This window comes from Pseudorhodoferax sp. LjRoot39 (genome assembly GCF_964253035.1).
Classification (GTDB): Bacteria; Pseudomonadota; Gammaproteobacteria; order Burkholderiales; family Burkholderiaceae_C; genus Pseudorhodoferax.
This window is the reverse complement of the sequence record NZ_CAXUQL020000001.1, coordinates 2,209,524-2,226,276: the sequence shown is the minus strand read 5'-3', so window position 1 is coordinate 2,226,276 and position 16,753 is coordinate 2,209,524. Positions and strand designations below refer to the sequence as shown.

Below are 16,753 nucleotides of genomic sequence, written 5' to 3'. Positions count from 1 at the left end.
GTAAAGTCCCGCGGTCGCCGGGACGGGCAGCTGGTCCGCAGGCATTGTCCCGTGTTGAGCCCAAACAACTGTCCCGTATGAAACTGCTGCTGCAACGCGTGCGCCAGGCCCAGGTGGTCGTCGAGGGCGAGACCATCGGCGCCATCGGCCAGGGCCTGCTGGCGCTGGTCTGCGCCGAACGCGGCGACACCGAGGAGAAGGCCGACAGGCTGCTGGCCAAGATGCTCAAGCTGCGCATCTTCCCGGACGCGGCGGGCAAGATGAACCTGAGCGTGCAGGACGTGGGCGGCGGCCTGCTGCTGGTCAGCCAGTTCACGCTGGCGGCCGACACCGGCAGCGGCACCCGGCCCGGCTTCTCGGGCGCGGCAGCGCCCGAGGACGGGCGCCGGCTCTACGACCATTTCGTTGCCCAGGCGCGGGCCCTGCACCCGGTCGTGGCCACGGGCCGCTTCGCCGCCGACATGCAGGTGCACCTGGTCAATGACGGCCCCGTCACCATTCCAATGCAGAACTGAGGAGACAGCATGACCAAAGAGACCGTGGGACTGATCGGCCTGGGCGCGATGGGCGCCGGCATTGCCGCCACGCTGCGGCGCAACGGCCACGCGCTGCGCGTGTGCGACGCGCGGCCCGGTGTCGCGGCGGCCTTCGCGGCCGAGGGTGGCACCGCCTGCGCCAGCCCGGCAGAGGTGGCGCAGGGCGCAGGCGTGGTGGTGTCGGTGGTCGTCAACGCGCAGCAGACCGAGGCCGTGCTGTTCGGCGAGAGCGGTGCGGCCGCCGCGATGGCGCCCGGCAGCGTGTTCGTGATGTGCTCCACGGTCGACCCGAACTGGTCGGTCGCGCTGGAAGGCCGGCTCGCGGCGCTGGGGCTGCTCTACCTCGACGCGCCGATCTCGGGCGGTGCCGCCAAGGCGGCCGGCGGGCAGATGACCATGATGACGGCCGGCACCCCGGCCGCCTACGCCAGGGCCGGCGGCGTGCTCGACGCCATGGCCGGCAAGGTCTACCGCCTGGGCGAGAAGGCCGGCGCCGGCAGCAAGGTCAAGATCATCAACCAGCTGCTGGCCGGCGTGCACATCGCCGCCGCGGCCGAGGCCATGGCGCTGGGCCTGCGCGAGGGCGTGGATGCGGCCGCGCTGTACGAGGTCATCACGCACAGCGCGGGCAACAGCTGGATGTTCGAGAACCGCATGGCCCATGTGCTGGCCGGCGACTACACGCCGCTGTCGGCCGTGGACATCTTCGTCAAGGACCTGGGCCTGGTGCTGGACACCGCGCGCGCCAGCAAATTCCCGCTGCCGCTGGCGGCCACGGCGCACCAGATGTTCATGCAGGCCTCCACGGCCGGGCATGCGGCCGAGGACGACTCGGCGGTGATCAAGATCTTTCCGGGGATCACGCTGCCCAAGGCGGGCTGATGGGCGCCAGCGCCCAAGGCCTGCGCCTCAACGGGCCAGTGGGCGCGCCTTCTTGGCAGGGGCCGCAGCCACCTTGCGCGCAGCCTGGGCCGCCGACTCCGCGCCAGGCCCAGGCTCGACCACCACCTCCCTCGCCGTCACCGCCTCGGCACAGACCGAGCATGTCAGCACCGGGTCGAAGTGGTGGCCGCAGGTGGTGTGCCGGTGCAGGATGGGCCGGCCTTTCTTGCCGGCCATGTGCATGTCGCCCCAGTGCACGATGGACATGACCACGGGGTGCAGGTCCAGGCCCTTCTGCGTCAGCCGGTACTCGTAGCGCACGGGGTTGGTCTGGTAGGCCATCTTCGTCAGCACGAAGTTGTCGACCAGCTTTTGCAGCCGGTCGGCCAGGATGGGACGGCCGATGCCCAGGCGGGCGTGGAAATCGTCGAAGCGCCGCACCTTCATGAAACAGTCGCGCAGGATCAGCAGTGTCCACCGGTCGCCGATCACCGACAAGGTGCGGGCCACCGAACACGGCTGCTCAACCAGTTCATCCCACTGCATGGCTCACCCATACCCGCCACAACGGCAGTCCAAGACAACAAGGATTCCATTTTAGTACTGATCAAGAGAGCGAAGCGCGGCGGGCGGGGCGAGATGCACCGCGCCGCCAGCGCTCTCACAGGTCTCGGCCCAGCGCCACGTAGCGCTCCAGGTGGTGGTCGGCATCGCCCAGCTGGTGGTCGATCATGATCAGGCGCTTGGCGGCCTGGGCTGCCGGCAGCTCCTGCGTCATGCCGATCCCGCCGTGCATCTGGATGGCTTCCTCGGCCACCCGGATGCCGCTCGTGCCAAGGGTGTACTTCGCGGCCGACAGGGCCTGCTCCCGTTGCACACGTGGCTGGTCCAGGGCCGCCGCCGCGTTGATCACCGCCGAACGCGCCTGCTCGATGTCGACCAGCAGGTCCACCATGCGGTGCTGCAGCGCCTGGTTGGCGCCGATGGGGGCACCGAACTGCACGCGCGTGGCGAGGTAGTCCGCCGTTGCGGTCTTCAACGACTCCATCAGCCCCAGCCCTTCGGCGCACAGCGCCAGGATGCCCAGACCGGCAACCTGCTCGACGATGTCGAAGCCCTGCCCGGGGCCCGCCACCAGCGCGTCGGCGCCAAGCCTGACATCGCGCAGCGCCAGCTCGGCTGCGCGCCCGCCATCGATCAACGGGTAGGCGCGCAAGGTGACGCCGGGCGCATCCAGCGCCACGACGAAGAGCGCAATGCCCGCCGGCTCGGTGCTGCTGCCGCTCACGCGCGCGCTGACGAGCGCGTGGGTGCAGGCCTCGGCGGCCAGTACCACGGACTTGTTGCCGCTCAAGGACCATTCGCCCGCCGACAGGCGCGCACGGGTCTCCACATGCGCCAGCGCATCCCGTGCGCAAGCCTCCTGGTGGGCGAAGGCCATCAGGGTGTCGCCCGCCACCACGCCGTGCCGGGCCGCGTGACCGGCCAGCGCCAGCGCACGGCCACAGATCAGGTTGCCCAGCAGGGGCTCGACGACGAGGTTGCGGCCCAGGGCCTCGAACACCACCATGGTGTCGAAGCCCGAGCCGCCATAGCCGCCGTCATGGTCGTCGAACAGCGCGCCCAAGGCGCCCAGCTCGACCAGCTGGGCCCAGGTGCCGCGGTCGTGGCCCGGTGTCAGGCTGCTGCGGCGGCGCGCATCGGCGCCATAGCGCTCGGAGAAGAAGCGGTTCAGCGTGTCGCCCAGCATCTGGCGCGTTTCGGTGTGTTGAAAGTCCATGGTCAGAGCCGCAGGGTGGTCTTGGAGATGATGTTGCGCTGGACCTCGTTGGATCCGCCGTAGATCGTCAGCTTGCGCAGGTTCAGATAGGTGGGAGTGACAGAGGGAGCCAGCGCATCGCCGGCCGGCAACTGCCCGGGGTCGTCTTCCGCGATCTCGGCCAGGTAGGCCCGCGCGCCGGGCCCGATCGCGCGCCGGGCCAGCGCGCTGATCTGCTGGCGCACCTCGGTGCCGCGGATCTTCAGCATCGAACTCTCCGGCCCCGGCACCTCGCCGCGCGTGGCCGCCGCCACCACCCGCATCGCGGTCGTGCGCAGGTTGGACAGTTCGATTTCGACACGCGCGACGCGGGTTGCGAAGAGCGGGTCGTCGGCCAGAGGCTTGCCGTTCTTCGTCTCGCGGCGGATCAGCGCCTTCAGCGATGCCATCGCGGCCGACGAGCTGCCGATGCCCGCCATCGAGGTGCGCTCATAGGTCAGCAGGTACTTGGCATAGGTCCAGCCCTGGTTCTCTTCGCCCACGAGGTTGGCGACCGGCGCGCGCACGTCGGTGAAGAATACTTCGTTGACCTCGTGGTCGCCGTCCAGCGTGATGATGGGCCGCACCTCCACGCCGGGCGACGTGAGGTCCACCAGCAGGAACGAGATGCCCTGCTGGCGTTTGGCGGACTTTTCGGTGCGCACCAGGCAGAACATCATGTTCGCGTGCTGGCCAAAGGTGGTCCAGGTCTTCTGGCCGTTGACGATGTAGTGGTCGCCGTCGCGGACGGCGGTGGTCCGGATGTTCGCTAGGTCGGAGCCCGCACCCGGCTCGGAATAGCCCTGGCACCACCAGTCTTCGCCGCGCAGCATGCGGCCCAGCCAGTGCGTCTTCTGCTCTTCGCTGCCGTACTTGATCAGCACCGGGGCCAGCATGTTCAGCCCGAAGGGGATGGGCGAAGGCGCGTGCGCCATGGCCATCTCCACCTCGAAGATGAAGCGCTGCGCCGCCGACCACCCGGCGCCGCCATAGGCCGCGGGCCAATGCGGCGCGAGCCAGCCGCGGCGGCTCAGGATGGCCTGCCAGCGCTCGATCTCGGCCTTGCCAAGGCGGCGCCCTGCGGCCACCTTGTCGGCAATGTCGCGCGGCAGTTCGTCGGCCAGGAAGCGGCGGACTTCGGCGCGGAACGCTTCTTCCTGCGCTGTGAATGCGAGATTCATGGCGGGGCCTTTCAGGCGTGGGCCCGGGCGGCGGCGCGGGGCGACGCGGCCTGCACCATCGAGGACAGGCGCGCAGCGATGATCTCGCCGGCCTGCGCCATGATGCGGTCCATCAGTTCGGCGACCGTCGGCACGTCGTGGATGAGGCCGGCCACCATGCCGCAACTCCATGCCCCGGCGTCCATCTCGCCCTTGTACATGACGCGCGGGTAGACGCCCGCCACCTGCTCCAGCACATCCTCGAACCGAATGGCCGAGCCCAGTTCGCGCTCTTTGGCGAGGATGCGCTCCACGCCGGCGTTGTTGAGCACGCGTTCGGTGTTGCGCAGTGGCCGCATCACCAGCCGGGTGTCGAGCTCGCTCGCCGCCACGATGGCCTGCTTCACGTTGTCGTGCACGGGGGCCTCCACCGTGGCCACGAAGCGCGTGCCCATGTTGATGCCCTCGGCGCCCATGGACAGGGCTGCCACCAGCGAGCGGCCATCGGCCATGCCGCCGGAAGCGACGAAGGGCACCTTGAGCGCGTCGGCCGCCAGCGGCAGCAGGACCATGTTGGGCACGTCGTCCTCGCCGGGATGGCCGCCGCACTCGAAGCCATCGATGCTGAGTGCGTCGACGCCGATCGACTCGGCCTTCAGTGCGTGGCGCACCGATGTGCACTTGTGGATCACCTTGATGCCCGCCTCCTTGAACAGGGGCATCCACTTGGCCGGGTTGTTGCCCGCGGTCTCGACGATGCGCACACCACCGTCGACGATGGCCTGGATCAGGCCCGGGTAGTCGGGCGGCACCACCGCCGGCAGGAAGGTGACGTTGACGCCGAACGGCTTGTCGGTCAGCTCGCGGCACCGGCGGATCTCTGCCGCCAGCTTCTCCGAGCTGCCCATGGTCAAGGCCGTGATCAGGCCGAGACCGCCGGCGTTGGAGACCGCCGCTGCCAGCGGCGCCTGGCCCACGCAGTGCATTCCGCCCTGGACGATGGGACGCTCGATGCCGAACAGTTCGGTGATACGGGTACGCAGGACAACGCTCATCAGATGCTCCGGTTGAAAATAGTGAGTGCGTTTTTAACACTCGCTTTTCGCAAAGTAATGCTCGATTGCCCTAATGCGCCATTCGACAAACAGTCACGAAACTCCAAGGAAAAATTATTCACGTTCTTTTTTGAAACCATCAAGGAGACACATGAACACGACTTCGCCGGCAGCGGCCACAGGCATCCGGTTCGCACCCAAGGAGGTGCACCTGGAGCGCAGGACAGACGGCAGCATCCTGCTGCGCTCGCCCATCGCGCTGAGCGGATGCGCGGACAACATCGTCGACTATCTGGAGCGCTGGGCCGCAGCCGCGCCCGACCGGGTGTTCCTGGCGCAGCGCGCCCCCGGTGGCGGCTGGGAAACGCTGTGCTACGCCGAAGCCTGGCGCCGTGTGCAGGCGGTGGCCCAGGCGCTGCTGGACCGCGGCCTGCACCAGGACACGCCGATCGCCATCCTCTCCGGAGCCTCGCTGGAGCACGCCGTGCTGACCTTCGCCGGCATGCTGGCGGGCGTTCCGGTCTCGCCGGTGTCCCCCAACTACACGCTGCTGGCGCCCGCGCGTCCGCGGCTGGCCGAGATCGCCGAGCTGCTGCAGCCAGGGCTGGTGTTTGCACAGGATGTCGAGCGCTTCTCCGGTGCGCGCGCCGTGCCGGCCCTCGCCAGAGCCCCCTGGCTGAGCGCGAGCGTCGGCGCGCCGGGCACCGAAACCCTCGCCAGCCTCTACGGCACGGCGCCGGGGCCCGCCGTGGCAGCGGCACGCCGCAAGGTGCAGGCCTCCACGGTGGCGAAGATCCTGTTCACCTCGGGCTCGACAGGTTCGCCCAAGGGCGTTCTCAACACCCACGGCATGCTGTGCAGCGCGGTGCAGGCCAGCGGGCTGGTCGTCTCCAGCGAGCAGGTGCCGGTCGGGCTGGATTGGCTGCCCTGGCACCACACCGTGGGCGGCAACGCCACGCTGCACGGCATCCTGCGCGAAGGCGGAACGCTCTACATCGACGACGGGCGGCCCACACCGGCGGAGTTCCACAAGACCATCGCGAACATCCGCGAAGTGCGGCCGACCTCGCTGCTGAGCGTGCCCTCGGCACTGCAGATGCTGGCCGACGCGCTCGAAGCCGATGACGAGCTGCGCCTGGCATTCTTCTCGCGCCTGCGCCGCATGAACTACGCCGGCGCCAGCCTGCCGCAGGAGGTGTGGAACCGCATGCAGGCACTGGCCGTGCGCACGCTGGGTCACCAGATCGCGTTCGGCGCGGGCTACGGCACCACCGAGACCGGCCCCGGCATCTCGATCACGCACTGGCCCAGCGAGGGCGGCGGCGAGATCGGCCTGCCCTTGCCGGGCCTGACGGTCAAGCTGGTGCCGTTCGAAGACCGCTACGAGGTGCGCGCGCGAGGCCCCAACGTGACGCCGGGCTACCTGCATCGGCCCGACCTCACCGCCGCCGCTTTCGACGAAGAGAACTTCTACCGCGTGGGAGATCTGGTGCAGTTCGCCAACCCCGAGCGGCCTGAGGACGGCCTGCGCTTCGCAGGCCGCCTCAGCGAGAACTTCAAGCTCAGCAACGGTTCGTGGGTGGCCACCGGCGACCTGCGCCTGGCCCTGGTCGAAGCCTGCCAGCCGCTGCTGACCGACCTGGTGATCGCCGGCCCGGACCGCGACGACATCCGGCTCCTCGTGTGGGTGCACCCTGCAGAGCGCCAGCGCGCCGGCGCCAGCGCCGAGGGCGAACTGGCGCCGCCAGCCTATGCGCCCATCGCCGCGCGCGTGGCCGAGCGGCTGCGTGCCCACAACCGGCAGGCCGGCGGCCCCACCCACCGCGTGGCCGCCTTCCGCATCCTGCACATGCCGGCATCCATCGGTGCCGGCGAGACCACCGACAAGGGCTACGTGAACCAGCGTGGCGTGCTCGCCTGCCGCGCCGCCCTGGTGGCCGAGCTCTACAGCGCCAGCCCCGGCCCCGAGGTGGTCCAGCTCTGACACAACGAGCCGCCCCCCACCCTCGACCGGCCGCACACCGGCACGCCAACTTTCAACCGCGCAATGGAGAACCCATGGACTCAGTGAAATTCTTCTTCGACTTCGGCAGCCCGAATGCCTACCTCTCCCACAAGGTCATCCCGGCCATCGAAGCGCGCACCGGCGCCACCTTCACGTACGTGCCGGTGCTGCTCGGCGGCATCTTCAAGATGACGGGCAACCAGTCACCGGCCACGGCGTTCGCCGGCATCCGCAACAAGCCGGAGTACGAGAGGCTGGAAACCAGCCGCTTCGTCGCCAGACATGGCCTGACAGCCTTCCGGTCGAACCCGCATTTCCCGGTGAACACCTTGCAGCTGATGCGCGGAGCGGTAGCGGCGCAGGCGGCCGATGTCTTCGTGCCGTATGTCGAAACGGTCTACGCCTGCATGTGGGAGCACAGCTTGAAGATGGACGATGCCGACGTCTTTCGGGGTGCGCTGGAAAAGGCCGGCCTGCCGGCCGACCGCCTGCTGGAGCTCAGCCAGACCGGCGAGGTCAAGTCCGGCCTGATGGCCAACACCGAGGCCGCCGTCGCCGCCGGGGCGTTCGGCAGCCCGAGCTTCCTGGTCGGCAGCGAGCTCTTCTTCGGCAAGGACCGCCTGCGCGAGGTCGAAGAAGAGATCGCCCGCCAGTCCGGATCGGCCTCGTGAACGCCCCCACACCCACCCTTGCCCAGCGCAGCCCCTGAAAGGAAACCAACATGTCTGAAAACCAGCCCAAGAAGGTCTGTCTCGTCATCGGCGTCGGCGACGGCGTTGGCGCCGCCATCGCCAAGGCGTTCGCGCTGAACGGCTTCGAGACCGTGATCACCCGCCGCGCGCGCAACCTGCCCGATCTGGAAGTCATCGCCCAGGGCATCCGCGACCAGGGCGGCGTGGTGCACGCCCGGGGTGTCGATGCGCGGTCCGAGGAGGAGACGGTTGCGCTGTTCCAGGAAATCGAACGCGACATCGGGCCGCTGGAGGTGGTGGTGTTCAACATCGGCGCCAACGTGCGCTTCAGCATCGAGGAGACCACCGCGCGCGTGTTCACCAAGGTCTGGGAGATGGCCTGCTTCGCCGGCTTCCTGGCGGGGCGCGAGGCGGCCAAGGCCATGGTGCCGCGCGGGCGCGGCACCATCATCTTCACGGGCGCCACCGCCAGCCTGCGCGGCCGCGAGAACTTCTCGGCCTTCGCCTCCGCCAAGGCCGGCCTGCGGGCGGTGGCCCAGAGCATGGCGCGGGAGCTGGGCAAGAAGAACATCCATGTGGCCCATGTCGTCTGCGACGGGTCGATCGAGGGCGTGTTCGCCCGCGAGAACATCTCCGACCTCGACCAGCGCCTGGCCGAGGACCGCATCCTCAAGCCCGACGACATCGCACTGAACTACGTGAACCTGCACGAGCAGAAGCGCTCGGCCTGGACCCACGAGCTGGACCTGCGGCCCTGGAGCGAGACCTGGTAGCACGACCTGGCGATGCCTTTGCACGCCTCGCACCCGCAGGCGTGCCCCCCCCTACACATCGAAGGAGACAAGACATGCAATTGCGAGCAATGATGAAGCTGGCCGCCGCGCTCGGCCTGATGGCGTCATGCGCCCTGGCCGCTGCGCAGTCGACCTGGCGCATCGCCACCCTGTCGCAGCCGGGCTCGGTGTCGGCCAACATCGTCGACGACATGGCCGACAAGATCACCAAGGGATCGGGCGGAGCGATCAAGGCCGAGCGGCTGTACATGACCAATGAGCAGGAGATCGTGGCGCAGCTGATGCGCGGCCGGCTCGAACTGGGTTCGCTGTCGAACATCGCCACCACGGTGGTCATTCCCGAGATGGCGCTGCTGGGCATGCCCTACCTGTGGCAAAGCGAAGCCGAGCGCGACTTCGTCACCGACAACCATGCATTGCCCGTGATGCAGAAGCTGTTCGAGGCCAAGGGCCTGGTGATCGTCGGCCTGGGCGACGTGGGCTGGACCAACGTGTTCTGCAAGAAGGCCTGCCTCTCGCCTGCCGACGTCAAGGGCATGAAGGTGCGGGTGTCGCCGTCGGCCGCCTCCAAGGTGTTCTGGGGCTCGCTCGGCACGAATGGCGTTCAACTGCCCTTCTCCGAGCTGATCCCCGGGCTGGAGAACGGACTGGTCGAGGCCGGCGAATTGCCGTTCTCCGTCTACGGCACCACGCCTGCGACACAGAGCGCGCCGCACTATGTGATGACGCGGCACGCGCACTTGGGCTCGACCACCGTGATGAACAAGGCGCTGTGGAACAAGCTGACGCCCGCGCAGCAGAAGCTGGTGCTCGACGCGCGCACACCGGCAGCCAGCGTGCGCAAGGCCGTGGCCGAGGACGACAAGCCAAGGATGGAAGCGTTCAAGGCCAAGGGCGGCTTCATCCACGAACTCAGCGCGGAGCAGCGTGCAGCGTGGACCAGGCTGGTCGAGCCGAACCAGGCGAAGTTCGTGGCCGAGGTCAACGGCGCCACGTCAGAGCTGTGGGCGGCCCTGCAACAGGGCAAGCGCGACTTCGCTGCGCGGGCTGGCAAGTAGCAGCGGCCGACAACACGCATACACATCGAGGCGTGATCGCTTGCGCCGCCTGCCCAAGCAGGTGGTGCGGGATGGCGCGCGTCTGTCACCTGTCAATCTGGAGATGCGGTGGAAACGACAAGACGGATCTTGAAGGGCCTCAGGTACCTGGAAGCCTTCATCTGCGTGGGGGCCTTCTCCATCGTGGTGATCGCCCTGATGAGCGACGTGATCGGCCGCGAGGTCTTCGGCCACGGTGTCTTCGGTGCGCAGCGCATCGCGGTGTGGGCCGCGGCCGTGGTGGGCCTGGTGGGCTTCGCGCTGGTGACCTCCGATGCCGGGCACCTGCGGCCGCAGTTCGCCGACCGCTGGTTGCCGCGTTCGGCGGAGCCCGTGCTCGGGCGCGTGGCCGATCTGACCTCCGCGCTCATCTGCATCTTTCTGGGCTGCTACGCCGTGCTGTTCGTGCACAGCTCGTTCGCGCTGGGCGAGCGGGGCATTGGCGTCGCCATCGAAGTGTGGCCGCTGCAGACCATCCTGCCATGGATGTTCCTGTCCTCGGCCTTCCGCCATTTGAGCTTCGCCGCCTTCCCGGCCCTGAAGCCCGCACCCAGGACGGAGCATTGACCATGGTCTGGCTTGGAATGCTCGCGCTTGCGCTGGGGATGTTGGTGCTGCGCCAGAGCCTGGTGCTGGTGCTGGCGATGGTGACGGTCTACATCCACGTCTTCGTGGCGGACGGCAAGGTCGAGTACATGATCCAGGACTTCTGGTTCGCCGCCGACCGCGAAGTGCTGTTGTCGATCCCCTTGTTCATGCTGGCCGGCAACGTGATGTCGCGCGGCTCGATTGCACGGCGCCTGGTGAACTTCATGAGCGCCTTCACGTCGCCGATCCCCGGCGGCCTGGCCGTGGCTGCGGTGCTGTCGTGTGCGGCCTTCGCGGCGATCAACGGTTCGTCGATCGTGACCATGCTCGCCATCGGCTCGATCATGTACCCGGCGCTGACGGCAAGCGGCTATTCAGAGAAGTTCGCGGTGGGCGCCATCGCGTCTGCGGGCACGCTGGGCATCATCATCCCGCCGTCGATCCCGCTGATCCTGTACGGCATCATGACCGACGTCAACATCGCGCATCTGTTCCTAGCCGGCGTCGGCCCCGGCCTGCTGCTGATGGGGATGTTTGCGGGCTACTCCTTCTGGGTCAACCGCAAGATGCCGCGCGTGCCCTTCAGCGCCTCGGGCGCCTGGCGCGCCACGCTCGGCGGCATCCTGGCCATCGCGCTGCCGGTCATCATGATGGGCGGCATCTACACCGGGCGCTTCAGCCCGACCGAGGCCGGCGCCGTGGCACTGGCCTACGCGCTCGTCATCGAGTTCTTCGTCCACGCCCGCGCCGACGCGGCGCCGGCGCCCGCAGGCGCAGGCCCCGTGGGGCGCCTGAAGCACCACCTGGTCACGCGCGAGATGAACCTGCGCCTGCTCGGCACGGTGGTCCTGGAGACGAGCCGGCTGCTGGCGATCCTGCTGCCGCTGCTGTGCATCGCGAGCAGCCTCAACACCATCCTCGACCATTCGGGCGCACCCAAGCAGATGGTGCAACACCTGATCGGCAACATCGACAGCCCGTGGGTGATCATGCTGGGCATCAACCTGCTGCTGCTGGTCGCGGGCTGCGTGATGGATGTGGGCTCGGCGATCCTGATCTTCGCCCCGCTGCTCAAGCCGCTGGCCGAATCCATCGGCGTGGATGGCGTGCACTTCGGCATCATCATGATCGCCAACCTGGAGATCGGCTACCTCACGCCCCCGGTCGGTCTGAACCTGATCGTCGCCATGGCCGCGTTCAAGGTGTCCTTCGGCACCGTGATCCGGTCGGTGCAGCCCTTCATCGCACTCATGGCGGCATGGCTGGTGCTCGTGATCGTCTATCCCTCGATCTCGCTGTTCCTGCTGCGGTGACCCCACCGCGGCGCAAGCCGCCACGTGCGCGACAGCGGCAGGACGCGACAGCGCCAAGAATCGGCGGCTCCACCACCTCCGCCTGCCAACCATGCAAGCCCTGCGCGTCCACGCCTTCGACCAGCCACCGCGGCTGGAGACCCTGACCACGCCCGAACCTGCCGCCGGCGAAGTGCGCGTGCGCGTGCGGGCCTGCGGCATCTCGTTCTTCGACCTGCTGATCGCCCGCGGCGCCTACCAGTGGCGGCCCGAACTGCCGTTCACGGTCGGCAGCGAGTATGCGGGCGAGGTCGAGGCGCTCGGCGCTGGCGTCACGGCCTTCGCCGTCGGCGACCGCGTCTGCGGCTCGCTGTCCATCGGCGGCTGGGCCAGCCAGGTCTGCGTGCCCGCCACCGCGCTGCAGCCGGTGGCGCCACAGGCCGCGCTCGACGAGGCCGCGGTGCTGCACACGCCCTACGGCACGGCGCTCTACGCGCTGCGCGAGCGCGGCGGCACGCAACCCGGCGAGACCGTGCTGGTGCTGGGTGCCACGGGCAGCATCGGCGATGCCGGCGTGCAGACGGCCAAGGCGCTGGGCGCGCGCGTGATCGCCGCCGTCTCCGGCCCGGCCAAGCAGGCGCAGGCCCGCCAGGCCGGTGCCGACGAAGCGGTCGACATGCAGTCGGCCGCCTGGAAGGACGAGGTCAAGTCCCTCGCCGGCCCGCGCGGCGTGGACGTGGTGCTGGACCCGGTCGGCGGCGAAGCCATGGACACCGCCTTCCGCACGCTGGGCTGGGGCGGGCGCCACCTGGTCGTGGGCTTCGCCGGCGGCAGCATCGGCACCCTGCGCGCCAACCTGTGCATCGTGAAAGGCGCCTCGCTGATCGGCGTGGACCTGCGCCAGTTCCGCGAGCGCCAGCCCGAGAGCATGCGCCGGCTGCTGGCCGATGTGACGGCGCTGCACGGCCAGGGCCGGATCCGTCCGCGCATTGCGGCGCACTTCCCGCTCTCGCAGGCGACCGAGGCCTTCGCCATGGCCGGCGCGCGCACGACCACGGGGCGCGTGATCCTGGACTTCTGAGCGCGCGCTCAGGTCCCGCCCACGTAGGGGTTGACCTGCCGCTCGCGCCCAAAGCTGCTTTCCGGTCCATGCCCGGGGATGAACACCGTCTCGTCGCCCATGGGCCACAGGCGCTGGACGATGCTGTCGAGCAGCTGCTGGTGGTTGCCCTGGGGGAAGTCGGTGCGGCCGATGGAGCCGGCGAACAGCACGTCACCGACGAAAGCGCGCTGGATCTCCGGCGCATGGAACACCACATGGCCCGGCGTGTGGCCGGGGCAGTGGCGCACGTGCAGCGTGTGGGCGCCCAGCGTCACGCTGTCGCCATCGGCCAGCCAGCGCGTGGGCGTGAAGGCCTTTGCCGGTGGAAAGCCGAACATCTGGCTCTGCTGCGGCAGGCCATCGATCCAGAACTGGTCGCCCGGGTGCGGGCCGACGATGGGCAGGCCCAGGCGTTCGGCCAGCTCGCCGGTGCCGCCGGCATGGTCGATGTGGGCGTGGGTCAGCCAGATCTGTTCGAGCCTGAGGCTGCGTTCTTCAACGGCGGCCAGGATGCGGTCCAGGTCGCCGCCGGGGTCGATGACGGCGGCCTGCAGGCTGGCGTCGTCCCAGACCAGGGAGCAGTTCTGCTGGAACGCGGTGACGGGGATGGTGTGGTAGCGGAGCATGGGGGGGGTGGAGGGCGCTTTCGATGAGCGACTAGGATCTGTGGGGCATCTCGGCGTGCGCGATCACCTCGCGCACGCTGTCGGTGAAAGCGCCCACCAACCGTGACTGGGGTGCGTCGGGGGCCAGCAGGAGCGCGAGACGGATCGCAATGCGCGGTGCGAACGGGCGAACCACGAGGTGTTGGGCCTCACGCTCCTCCAGCGCTGCAAGGGGATTGATGACCGCGATGCCGAACCCCGCGCCGACCAGCGCACAAACGGAGGCGCCCAGATCCGACTCCAGAACCGTACGCGGACGCGCATTGGCGCCGGCGAACACCCGATCCATCCGTTCACGCGCGGAGCTGCCCATGGGGAACGAAACGAAGTCTTCTCCATCCAGGTCGCGGGCGTGGATGGTGGGCTCCGCCGCCAGACGATGGCCCTGCGGCAGCACGGCCACGCAATCCATGTCCAGCAGCGTCTCCACACGCATCCCGGGCACGTCGTCGCCATAGAGTACCGCGAGCCCAACGTCACAGACTCCAGTGCTGACCCAGGTGTTGACGGTGCTCGCGGCTCCCGAGTGGATCGTCACCAGCGTGGCCGGGTGCAGCCGCTTGAAATGCGACACCGCCTGGGTCAGCAGGCCACCAGCGATCCGCGGCATCGCTGCGACAGCCAGCCGATCTCCGCTGAAGGTCTTGATGTTGGACGCCGCCACCTCCAGGCCGACGAGCCCGACAAAGGACTTCTCGACCTCCTGAAAGAACTGCTTGCCGTCGATCAGCGGCTCCAGGCGGGTGCCGCGGCGCTCGAACAGCAGGAACCCGACGATGTCCTCCAGTTGCGCGATGAGGCGGCTGATTTGAGGCTGGGAGGTATGCAGCCGCCTGGACGCTTCCGTCATCGATCCCGTCTGCATGACGATGCGGAACGCTTCGATGTGCTTGAAGGTCATGCGTCGGCCGCTCATATCAACATTGTATGAAGCGCATGCAACAACGCATTATGCGAATGAGGCCTGCTGCCGAATACTTCTGCCCATGCACCAGAGCCCCGAGACCACCAGATCCGAAGCGGCCTCCGTGGATCTGCGAAGCGACACCGTGACGCTGCCGACCCCCGCGATGTACGAGCGCATGCTGACCGCTCCGCTCGGAGACGATGGACTCGATGGCGACCCGACCGTGCAAGAGCTGGAGGGCGCAGCCGCCCGGATGCTCGGGAAAGAGGCCGGCCTGTTCGTCCCGACGGCCACGATGGGCAACCTGATTGCCGTGCTGTCGCACACACCGCGGCAAGGGCAGGTGGCGATGGAGGCAAGCTCTCACATGTACCTGTCGGAGCGCGCGGGGGCTACGTTCGGCGGTATCGCCTACGTCGGAATCCCAGGCGTGGCGGGGGCCATGGACCTGGGTGCGCTGGAGGACGCGCTCCAGCGCCCTGGCGCGCTCCGCACGGAACTGGTGTGCATGGAAACCAGCCATGCCAACGCGGGTGGGGCGGTGCTGCCGCTGGACCACATGCAATCCGTATGGTCGGCGGCTCAGGCGGCTGGCGCGCGCGTGCACCTGGACGGCGCGCGCCTGTTCAACGCGGCGGTCGCGCTCGGTGTCCAGCCTCATGCCATCGCGCGGTACACGGACACCACGGTGATCTGCCTGTCCAAAGGGCTGAGCGCCCCGGCGGGCTCGGTGATCGTCGGGTCGACAGCGACCATCCGGGGCGCGAAGAAGCTGCGCAAGATGCTCGGCGGTACGCAGCGGCAGATCGGTGTGGTGGCCGCTGCGGGCCTGGTCGCGCTTCAATCGCATGTCGCCCGGCTGGCGCAGGACCACGCCCAGGCGCGGCGGCTCAGCGACGGGCTTCGCCGCATCGACCCGCAGTTCCGCGTCAACATCCCCGCGACGAACATTCTCATCGCCGAGCTCCCCGACACGGCGCCGGACAGCAGTGCGTGGGTGCAAGTGCTCGCCAAGGGCGGCCTGCTCGTGCGTCCGAACGGCGCACGGCGCCTGCGCATGGTCACCCATCGCCATCTCAGCGCCGCGGCCATCGACCTGGCACTCGAGAGATTCCAAAGGCTTGTGCCGGTCCTGCTCGGCAAGGCCTGAGCCGGCTGCCCCGTTTCTTGTTCCACTCTGGGAGTCTCCATGTTCACCATCTCTCGCCGGGGCGTCCTTGCCTCGACTCTGGCGGCCACCGCCGCTTCGATCGGCAGCCCCGCACGCGCGAGCGGCTTCCCGAACAAGCCGATCAAGCTGGTGGTTCCCTACAGCCCCGGCGGAGGCTCGGACTTCGTCGCACGCCTGTTCGCCCAGAAGCTCACGGAGGCCATGGGCTGGTCGGTCATCGTCGACAACAAGGCCGGGGCCTCGGGCATGATCGGCACGGACCATGCCGCGAAGAGCCCTGCGGATGGTTACACCCTCTTGCTGGCCGACACCGCGCACGCCACCAACGCAGCAGTCCAGCCCAAGTTGCCGTTCGACCCCATCTTGGACTTTGCGCCGATCACCTTGATCGGATCCTCGCCCCAGTTGCTGGTCGCCAATCCGAGCCTGCAGGCCGACTCGCTGAAGGAGTTGCTGGCCATGCCGGCAAGCCAGGCCAGCAAGCTCGCTGTCGGCACGCCCGGTCAGGGATCCGCGCCGCACCTGCTGTTCGAACAGCTCAAGTTCAAGACCGGCCTGGGCGCGGTGCATGTCCCGTACAAGGGAGGCGCGCTGGCGCTTTCGGATGCCGTCGGCGGACAGGTTCCCATGGTGATCAACTCGATCCCCGCCTGCATGCCGCACATCCAGGCCAAGCGACTCAAGGTCCTGGCGATCGCCACGGCCGCACGCGATCCGAGGTTGCCGGGCGTGCAGACGTTTGCCGAGACGGTGCCCGGCTTCGAAGGGGCCGCATGGTACGGCTTTGTCGCTCCTGCCAAGGTACCGACGGAGGTGATGCAGCAACTCGATGCAGCGATCGGCAAGGTCATGGACTTGCAAGAGGTGAAATCCAGATTGAGCGATGCGTTCATCGACACGATGCCGCGCGGTCCTGCAGCTTTCACCCGATTCATGAAGGACGACCTTGCGCGCTGGCAGTCGATCGTGAAACAGACGGGCTTCACGCTCAACTGAACCGCCCAGATTG

17 protein-coding genes are annotated in these 16,753 nt (G+C 68.5%); 11 read left to right on the top strand and 6 right to left on the bottom strand.

From position 1 onward, the window contains the following. The first annotated feature begins 77 nt into the window (after positions 1 to 77). Complete coding sequence (dtd, locus tag ACSQ4M_RS10560; RefSeq protein WP_436189487.1) at positions 78 to 515, top strand: D-aminoacyl-tRNA deacylase; 438 nt, start codon at positions 78 to 80, stop codon at positions 513 to 515. A gap of 9 nt (positions 516 to 524) precedes the next feature. Then, entirely contained in the window at positions 525 to 1,418 is an 894-nt protein-coding gene (ltnD, locus tag ACSQ4M_RS10555) for an L-threonate dehydrogenase (protein ID WP_436189486.1), read from the top strand. Between the two features lie 27 nt (positions 1,419 to 1,445). On the opposite strand, the gene ACSQ4M_RS10550 is transcribed toward ltnD, so the two are convergent. The 4 genes from ACSQ4M_RS10550 to ACSQ4M_RS10535 all read right to left on the bottom strand — a co-directional run bounded on the left by ACSQ4M_RS10550 (position 1,446) and on the right by ACSQ4M_RS10535 (position 5,419). Then, entirely contained in the window at positions 1,446 to 1,964 is a 519-nt protein-coding gene (locus ACSQ4M_RS10550; RefSeq protein WP_436189485.1) for a winged helix-turn-helix transcriptional regulator, read from the bottom strand. 115 nt (positions 1,965 to 2,079) lie between these two features. Continuing rightward, complete coding sequence (locus tag ACSQ4M_RS10545) at positions 2,080 to 3,198, bottom strand: acyl-CoA dehydrogenase family protein (protein ID WP_436189484.1); 1,119 nt, start codon at positions 3,196 to 3,198, stop codon at positions 2,080 to 2,082. Between the two features lie 2 nt (positions 3,199 to 3,200). Continuing rightward, positions 3,201 to 4,397, bottom strand: a complete 1,197-nt coding sequence (locus ACSQ4M_RS10540) for an acyl-CoA dehydrogenase family protein (RefSeq protein ID WP_436189483.1) — start codon at positions 4,395 to 4,397, stop codon at positions 3,201 to 3,203. 11 nt (positions 4,398 to 4,408) lie between these two features. After that, entirely contained in the window at positions 4,409 to 5,419 is a 1,011-nt protein-coding gene (locus tag ACSQ4M_RS10535; RefSeq protein WP_436193989.1) for an NAD(P)H-dependent flavin oxidoreductase, read from the bottom strand. A gap of 163 nt (positions 5,420 to 5,582) precedes the next feature. On the opposite strand from ACSQ4M_RS10535, the gene ACSQ4M_RS10530 reads away from it, so the two are divergent. The 7 genes from ACSQ4M_RS10530 to ACSQ4M_RS10500 all read left to right on the top strand — a co-directional run bounded on the left by ACSQ4M_RS10530 (position 5,583) and on the right by ACSQ4M_RS10500 (position 12,980). Next, complete coding sequence (locus tag ACSQ4M_RS10530; protein WP_436189482.1) at positions 5,583 to 7,415, top strand: AMP-binding protein; 1,833 nt, start codon at positions 5,583 to 5,585, stop codon at positions 7,413 to 7,415. 74 nt (positions 7,416 to 7,489) lie between these two features. Then, positions 7,490 to 8,107, top strand: a complete 618-nt coding sequence (locus ACSQ4M_RS10525; RefSeq protein ID WP_436189481.1) for a 2-hydroxychromene-2-carboxylate isomerase — start codon at positions 7,490 to 7,492, stop codon at positions 8,105 to 8,107. A gap of 50 nt (positions 8,108 to 8,157) precedes the next feature. Further along, positions 8,158 to 8,901 (top strand): SDR family oxidoreductase, encoded by a 744-nt coding sequence (locus ACSQ4M_RS10520; protein ID WP_436189480.1) that lies wholly within the window; start codon positions 8,158 to 8,160, stop codon positions 8,899 to 8,901. 74 nt (positions 8,902 to 8,975) lie between these two features. Continuing rightward, on the top strand, positions 8,976 to 9,980 hold the full coding sequence (locus ACSQ4M_RS10515) for a TRAP transporter substrate-binding protein (protein WP_436189479.1): 1,005 nt from the start codon (positions 8,976 to 8,978) through the stop codon (positions 9,978 to 9,980). 129 nt (positions 9,981 to 10,109) lie between these two features. After that, positions 10,110 to 10,586 (top strand): TRAP transporter small permease, encoded by a 477-nt coding sequence (locus ACSQ4M_RS10510; RefSeq protein ID WP_436189478.1) that lies wholly within the window; start codon positions 10,110 to 10,112, stop codon positions 10,584 to 10,586. A gap of 2 nt (positions 10,587 to 10,588) precedes the next feature. After that, a complete protein-coding gene (locus ACSQ4M_RS10505) occupies positions 10,589 to 11,920 on the top strand; it encodes a TRAP transporter large permease (protein ID WP_436189477.1) in 1,332 nt (443 codons plus the stop codon). Positions 11,921 to 12,011: 91 nt separating this feature from the next. Continuing rightward, positions 12,012 to 12,980, top strand: coding sequence for an NADPH:quinone oxidoreductase family protein (locus tag ACSQ4M_RS10500; RefSeq protein ID WP_436189476.1), 969 nt, complete (start codon positions 12,012 to 12,014; stop codon positions 12,978 to 12,980). A gap of 8 nt (positions 12,981 to 12,988) precedes the next feature. On the opposite strand, the gene ACSQ4M_RS10495 is transcribed toward ACSQ4M_RS10500, so the two are convergent. Next, on the bottom strand, positions 12,989 to 13,627 hold the full coding sequence (locus ACSQ4M_RS10495; protein WP_436189475.1) for an MBL fold metallo-hydrolase: 639 nt from the start codon (positions 13,625 to 13,627) through the stop codon (positions 12,989 to 12,991). A 31-nt stretch (positions 13,628 to 13,658) separates the two neighbouring features. Further along, entirely contained in the window at positions 13,659 to 14,567 is a 909-nt protein-coding gene (locus tag ACSQ4M_RS10490; protein WP_436189474.1) for a LysR substrate-binding domain-containing protein, read from the bottom strand. A gap of 85 nt (positions 14,568 to 14,652) precedes the next feature. Between ACSQ4M_RS10490 and ACSQ4M_RS10485 the strand changes: the two genes are divergently transcribed. Next, positions 14,653 to 15,723 (top strand): GntG family PLP-dependent aldolase, encoded by a 1,071-nt coding sequence (locus ACSQ4M_RS10485; protein WP_436189473.1) that lies wholly within the window; start codon positions 14,653 to 14,655, stop codon positions 15,721 to 15,723. 39 nt (positions 15,724 to 15,762) lie between these two features. After that, positions 15,763 to 16,740, top strand: coding sequence for a tripartite tricarboxylate transporter substrate binding protein (locus ACSQ4M_RS10480; RefSeq protein ID WP_436189472.1), 978 nt, complete (start codon positions 15,763 to 15,765; stop codon positions 16,738 to 16,740). The last annotated feature ends 13 nt before the right edge of the window (positions 16,741 to 16,753 follow it).

Bases quoted from the DNA above. Each gene is read 5' to 3' on its own strand.
- dtd (WP_436189487.1), top strand. From the start codon at position 78: ATGAAACTGCTGCTGCAACGCGTGCGCCAGGCCCAGGTGGTCGTCGAG.
- ACSQ4M_RS10530 (WP_436189482.1), top strand. From the start codon at position 5,583: ATGAACACGACTTCGCCGGCAGCGGCCACAGGCATCCGGTTCGCACCC.
- ACSQ4M_RS10480 (WP_436189472.1), top strand. From the start codon at position 15,763: ATGTTCACCATCTCTCGCCGGGGCGTCCTTGCCTCGACTCTGGCGGCC.
- ACSQ4M_RS10500 (WP_436189476.1), top strand. From the start codon at position 12,012: ATGCAAGCCCTGCGCGTCCACGCCTTCGACCAGCCACCGCGGCTGGAG.
- ACSQ4M_RS10540 (WP_436189483.1), bottom strand. From the start codon at position 4,397: ATGAATCTCGCATTCACAGCGCAGGAAGAAGCGTTCCGCGCCGAAGTC.
- ACSQ4M_RS10505 (WP_436189477.1), top strand. From the start codon at position 10,589: ATGGTCTGGCTTGGAATGCTCGCGCTTGCGCTGGGGATGTTGGTGCTG.
- ACSQ4M_RS10545 (WP_436189484.1), bottom strand. From the start codon at position 3,198: ATGGACTTTCAACACACCGAAACGCGCCAGATGCTGGGCGACACGCTG.
- ACSQ4M_RS10550 (WP_436189485.1), bottom strand. From the start codon at position 1,964: ATGCAGTGGGATGAACTGGTTGAGCAGCCGTGTTCGGTGGCCCGCACC.
- ACSQ4M_RS10525 (WP_436189481.1), top strand. From the start codon at position 7,490: ATGGACTCAGTGAAATTCTTCTTCGACTTCGGCAGCCCGAATGCCTAC.
- ltnD (WP_436189486.1), top strand. From the start codon at position 525: ATGACCAAAGAGACCGTGGGACTGATCGGCCTGGGCGCGATGGGCGCC.
- ACSQ4M_RS10495 (WP_436189475.1), bottom strand. From the start codon at position 13,627: ATGCTCCGCTACCACACCATCCCCGTCACCGCGTTCCAGCAGAACTGC.
- ACSQ4M_RS10520 (WP_436189480.1), top strand. From the start codon at position 8,158: ATGTCTGAAAACCAGCCCAAGAAGGTCTGTCTCGTCATCGGCGTCGGC.
- ACSQ4M_RS10490 (WP_436189474.1), bottom strand. From the start codon at position 14,567: ATGACCTTCAAGCACATCGAAGCGTTCCGCATCGTCATGCAGACGGGA.
- ACSQ4M_RS10515 (WP_436189479.1), top strand. From the start codon at position 8,976: ATGCAATTGCGAGCAATGATGAAGCTGGCCGCCGCGCTCGGCCTGATG.
- ACSQ4M_RS10485 (WP_436189473.1), top strand. From the start codon at position 14,653: ATGCACCAGAGCCCCGAGACCACCAGATCCGAAGCGGCCTCCGTGGAT.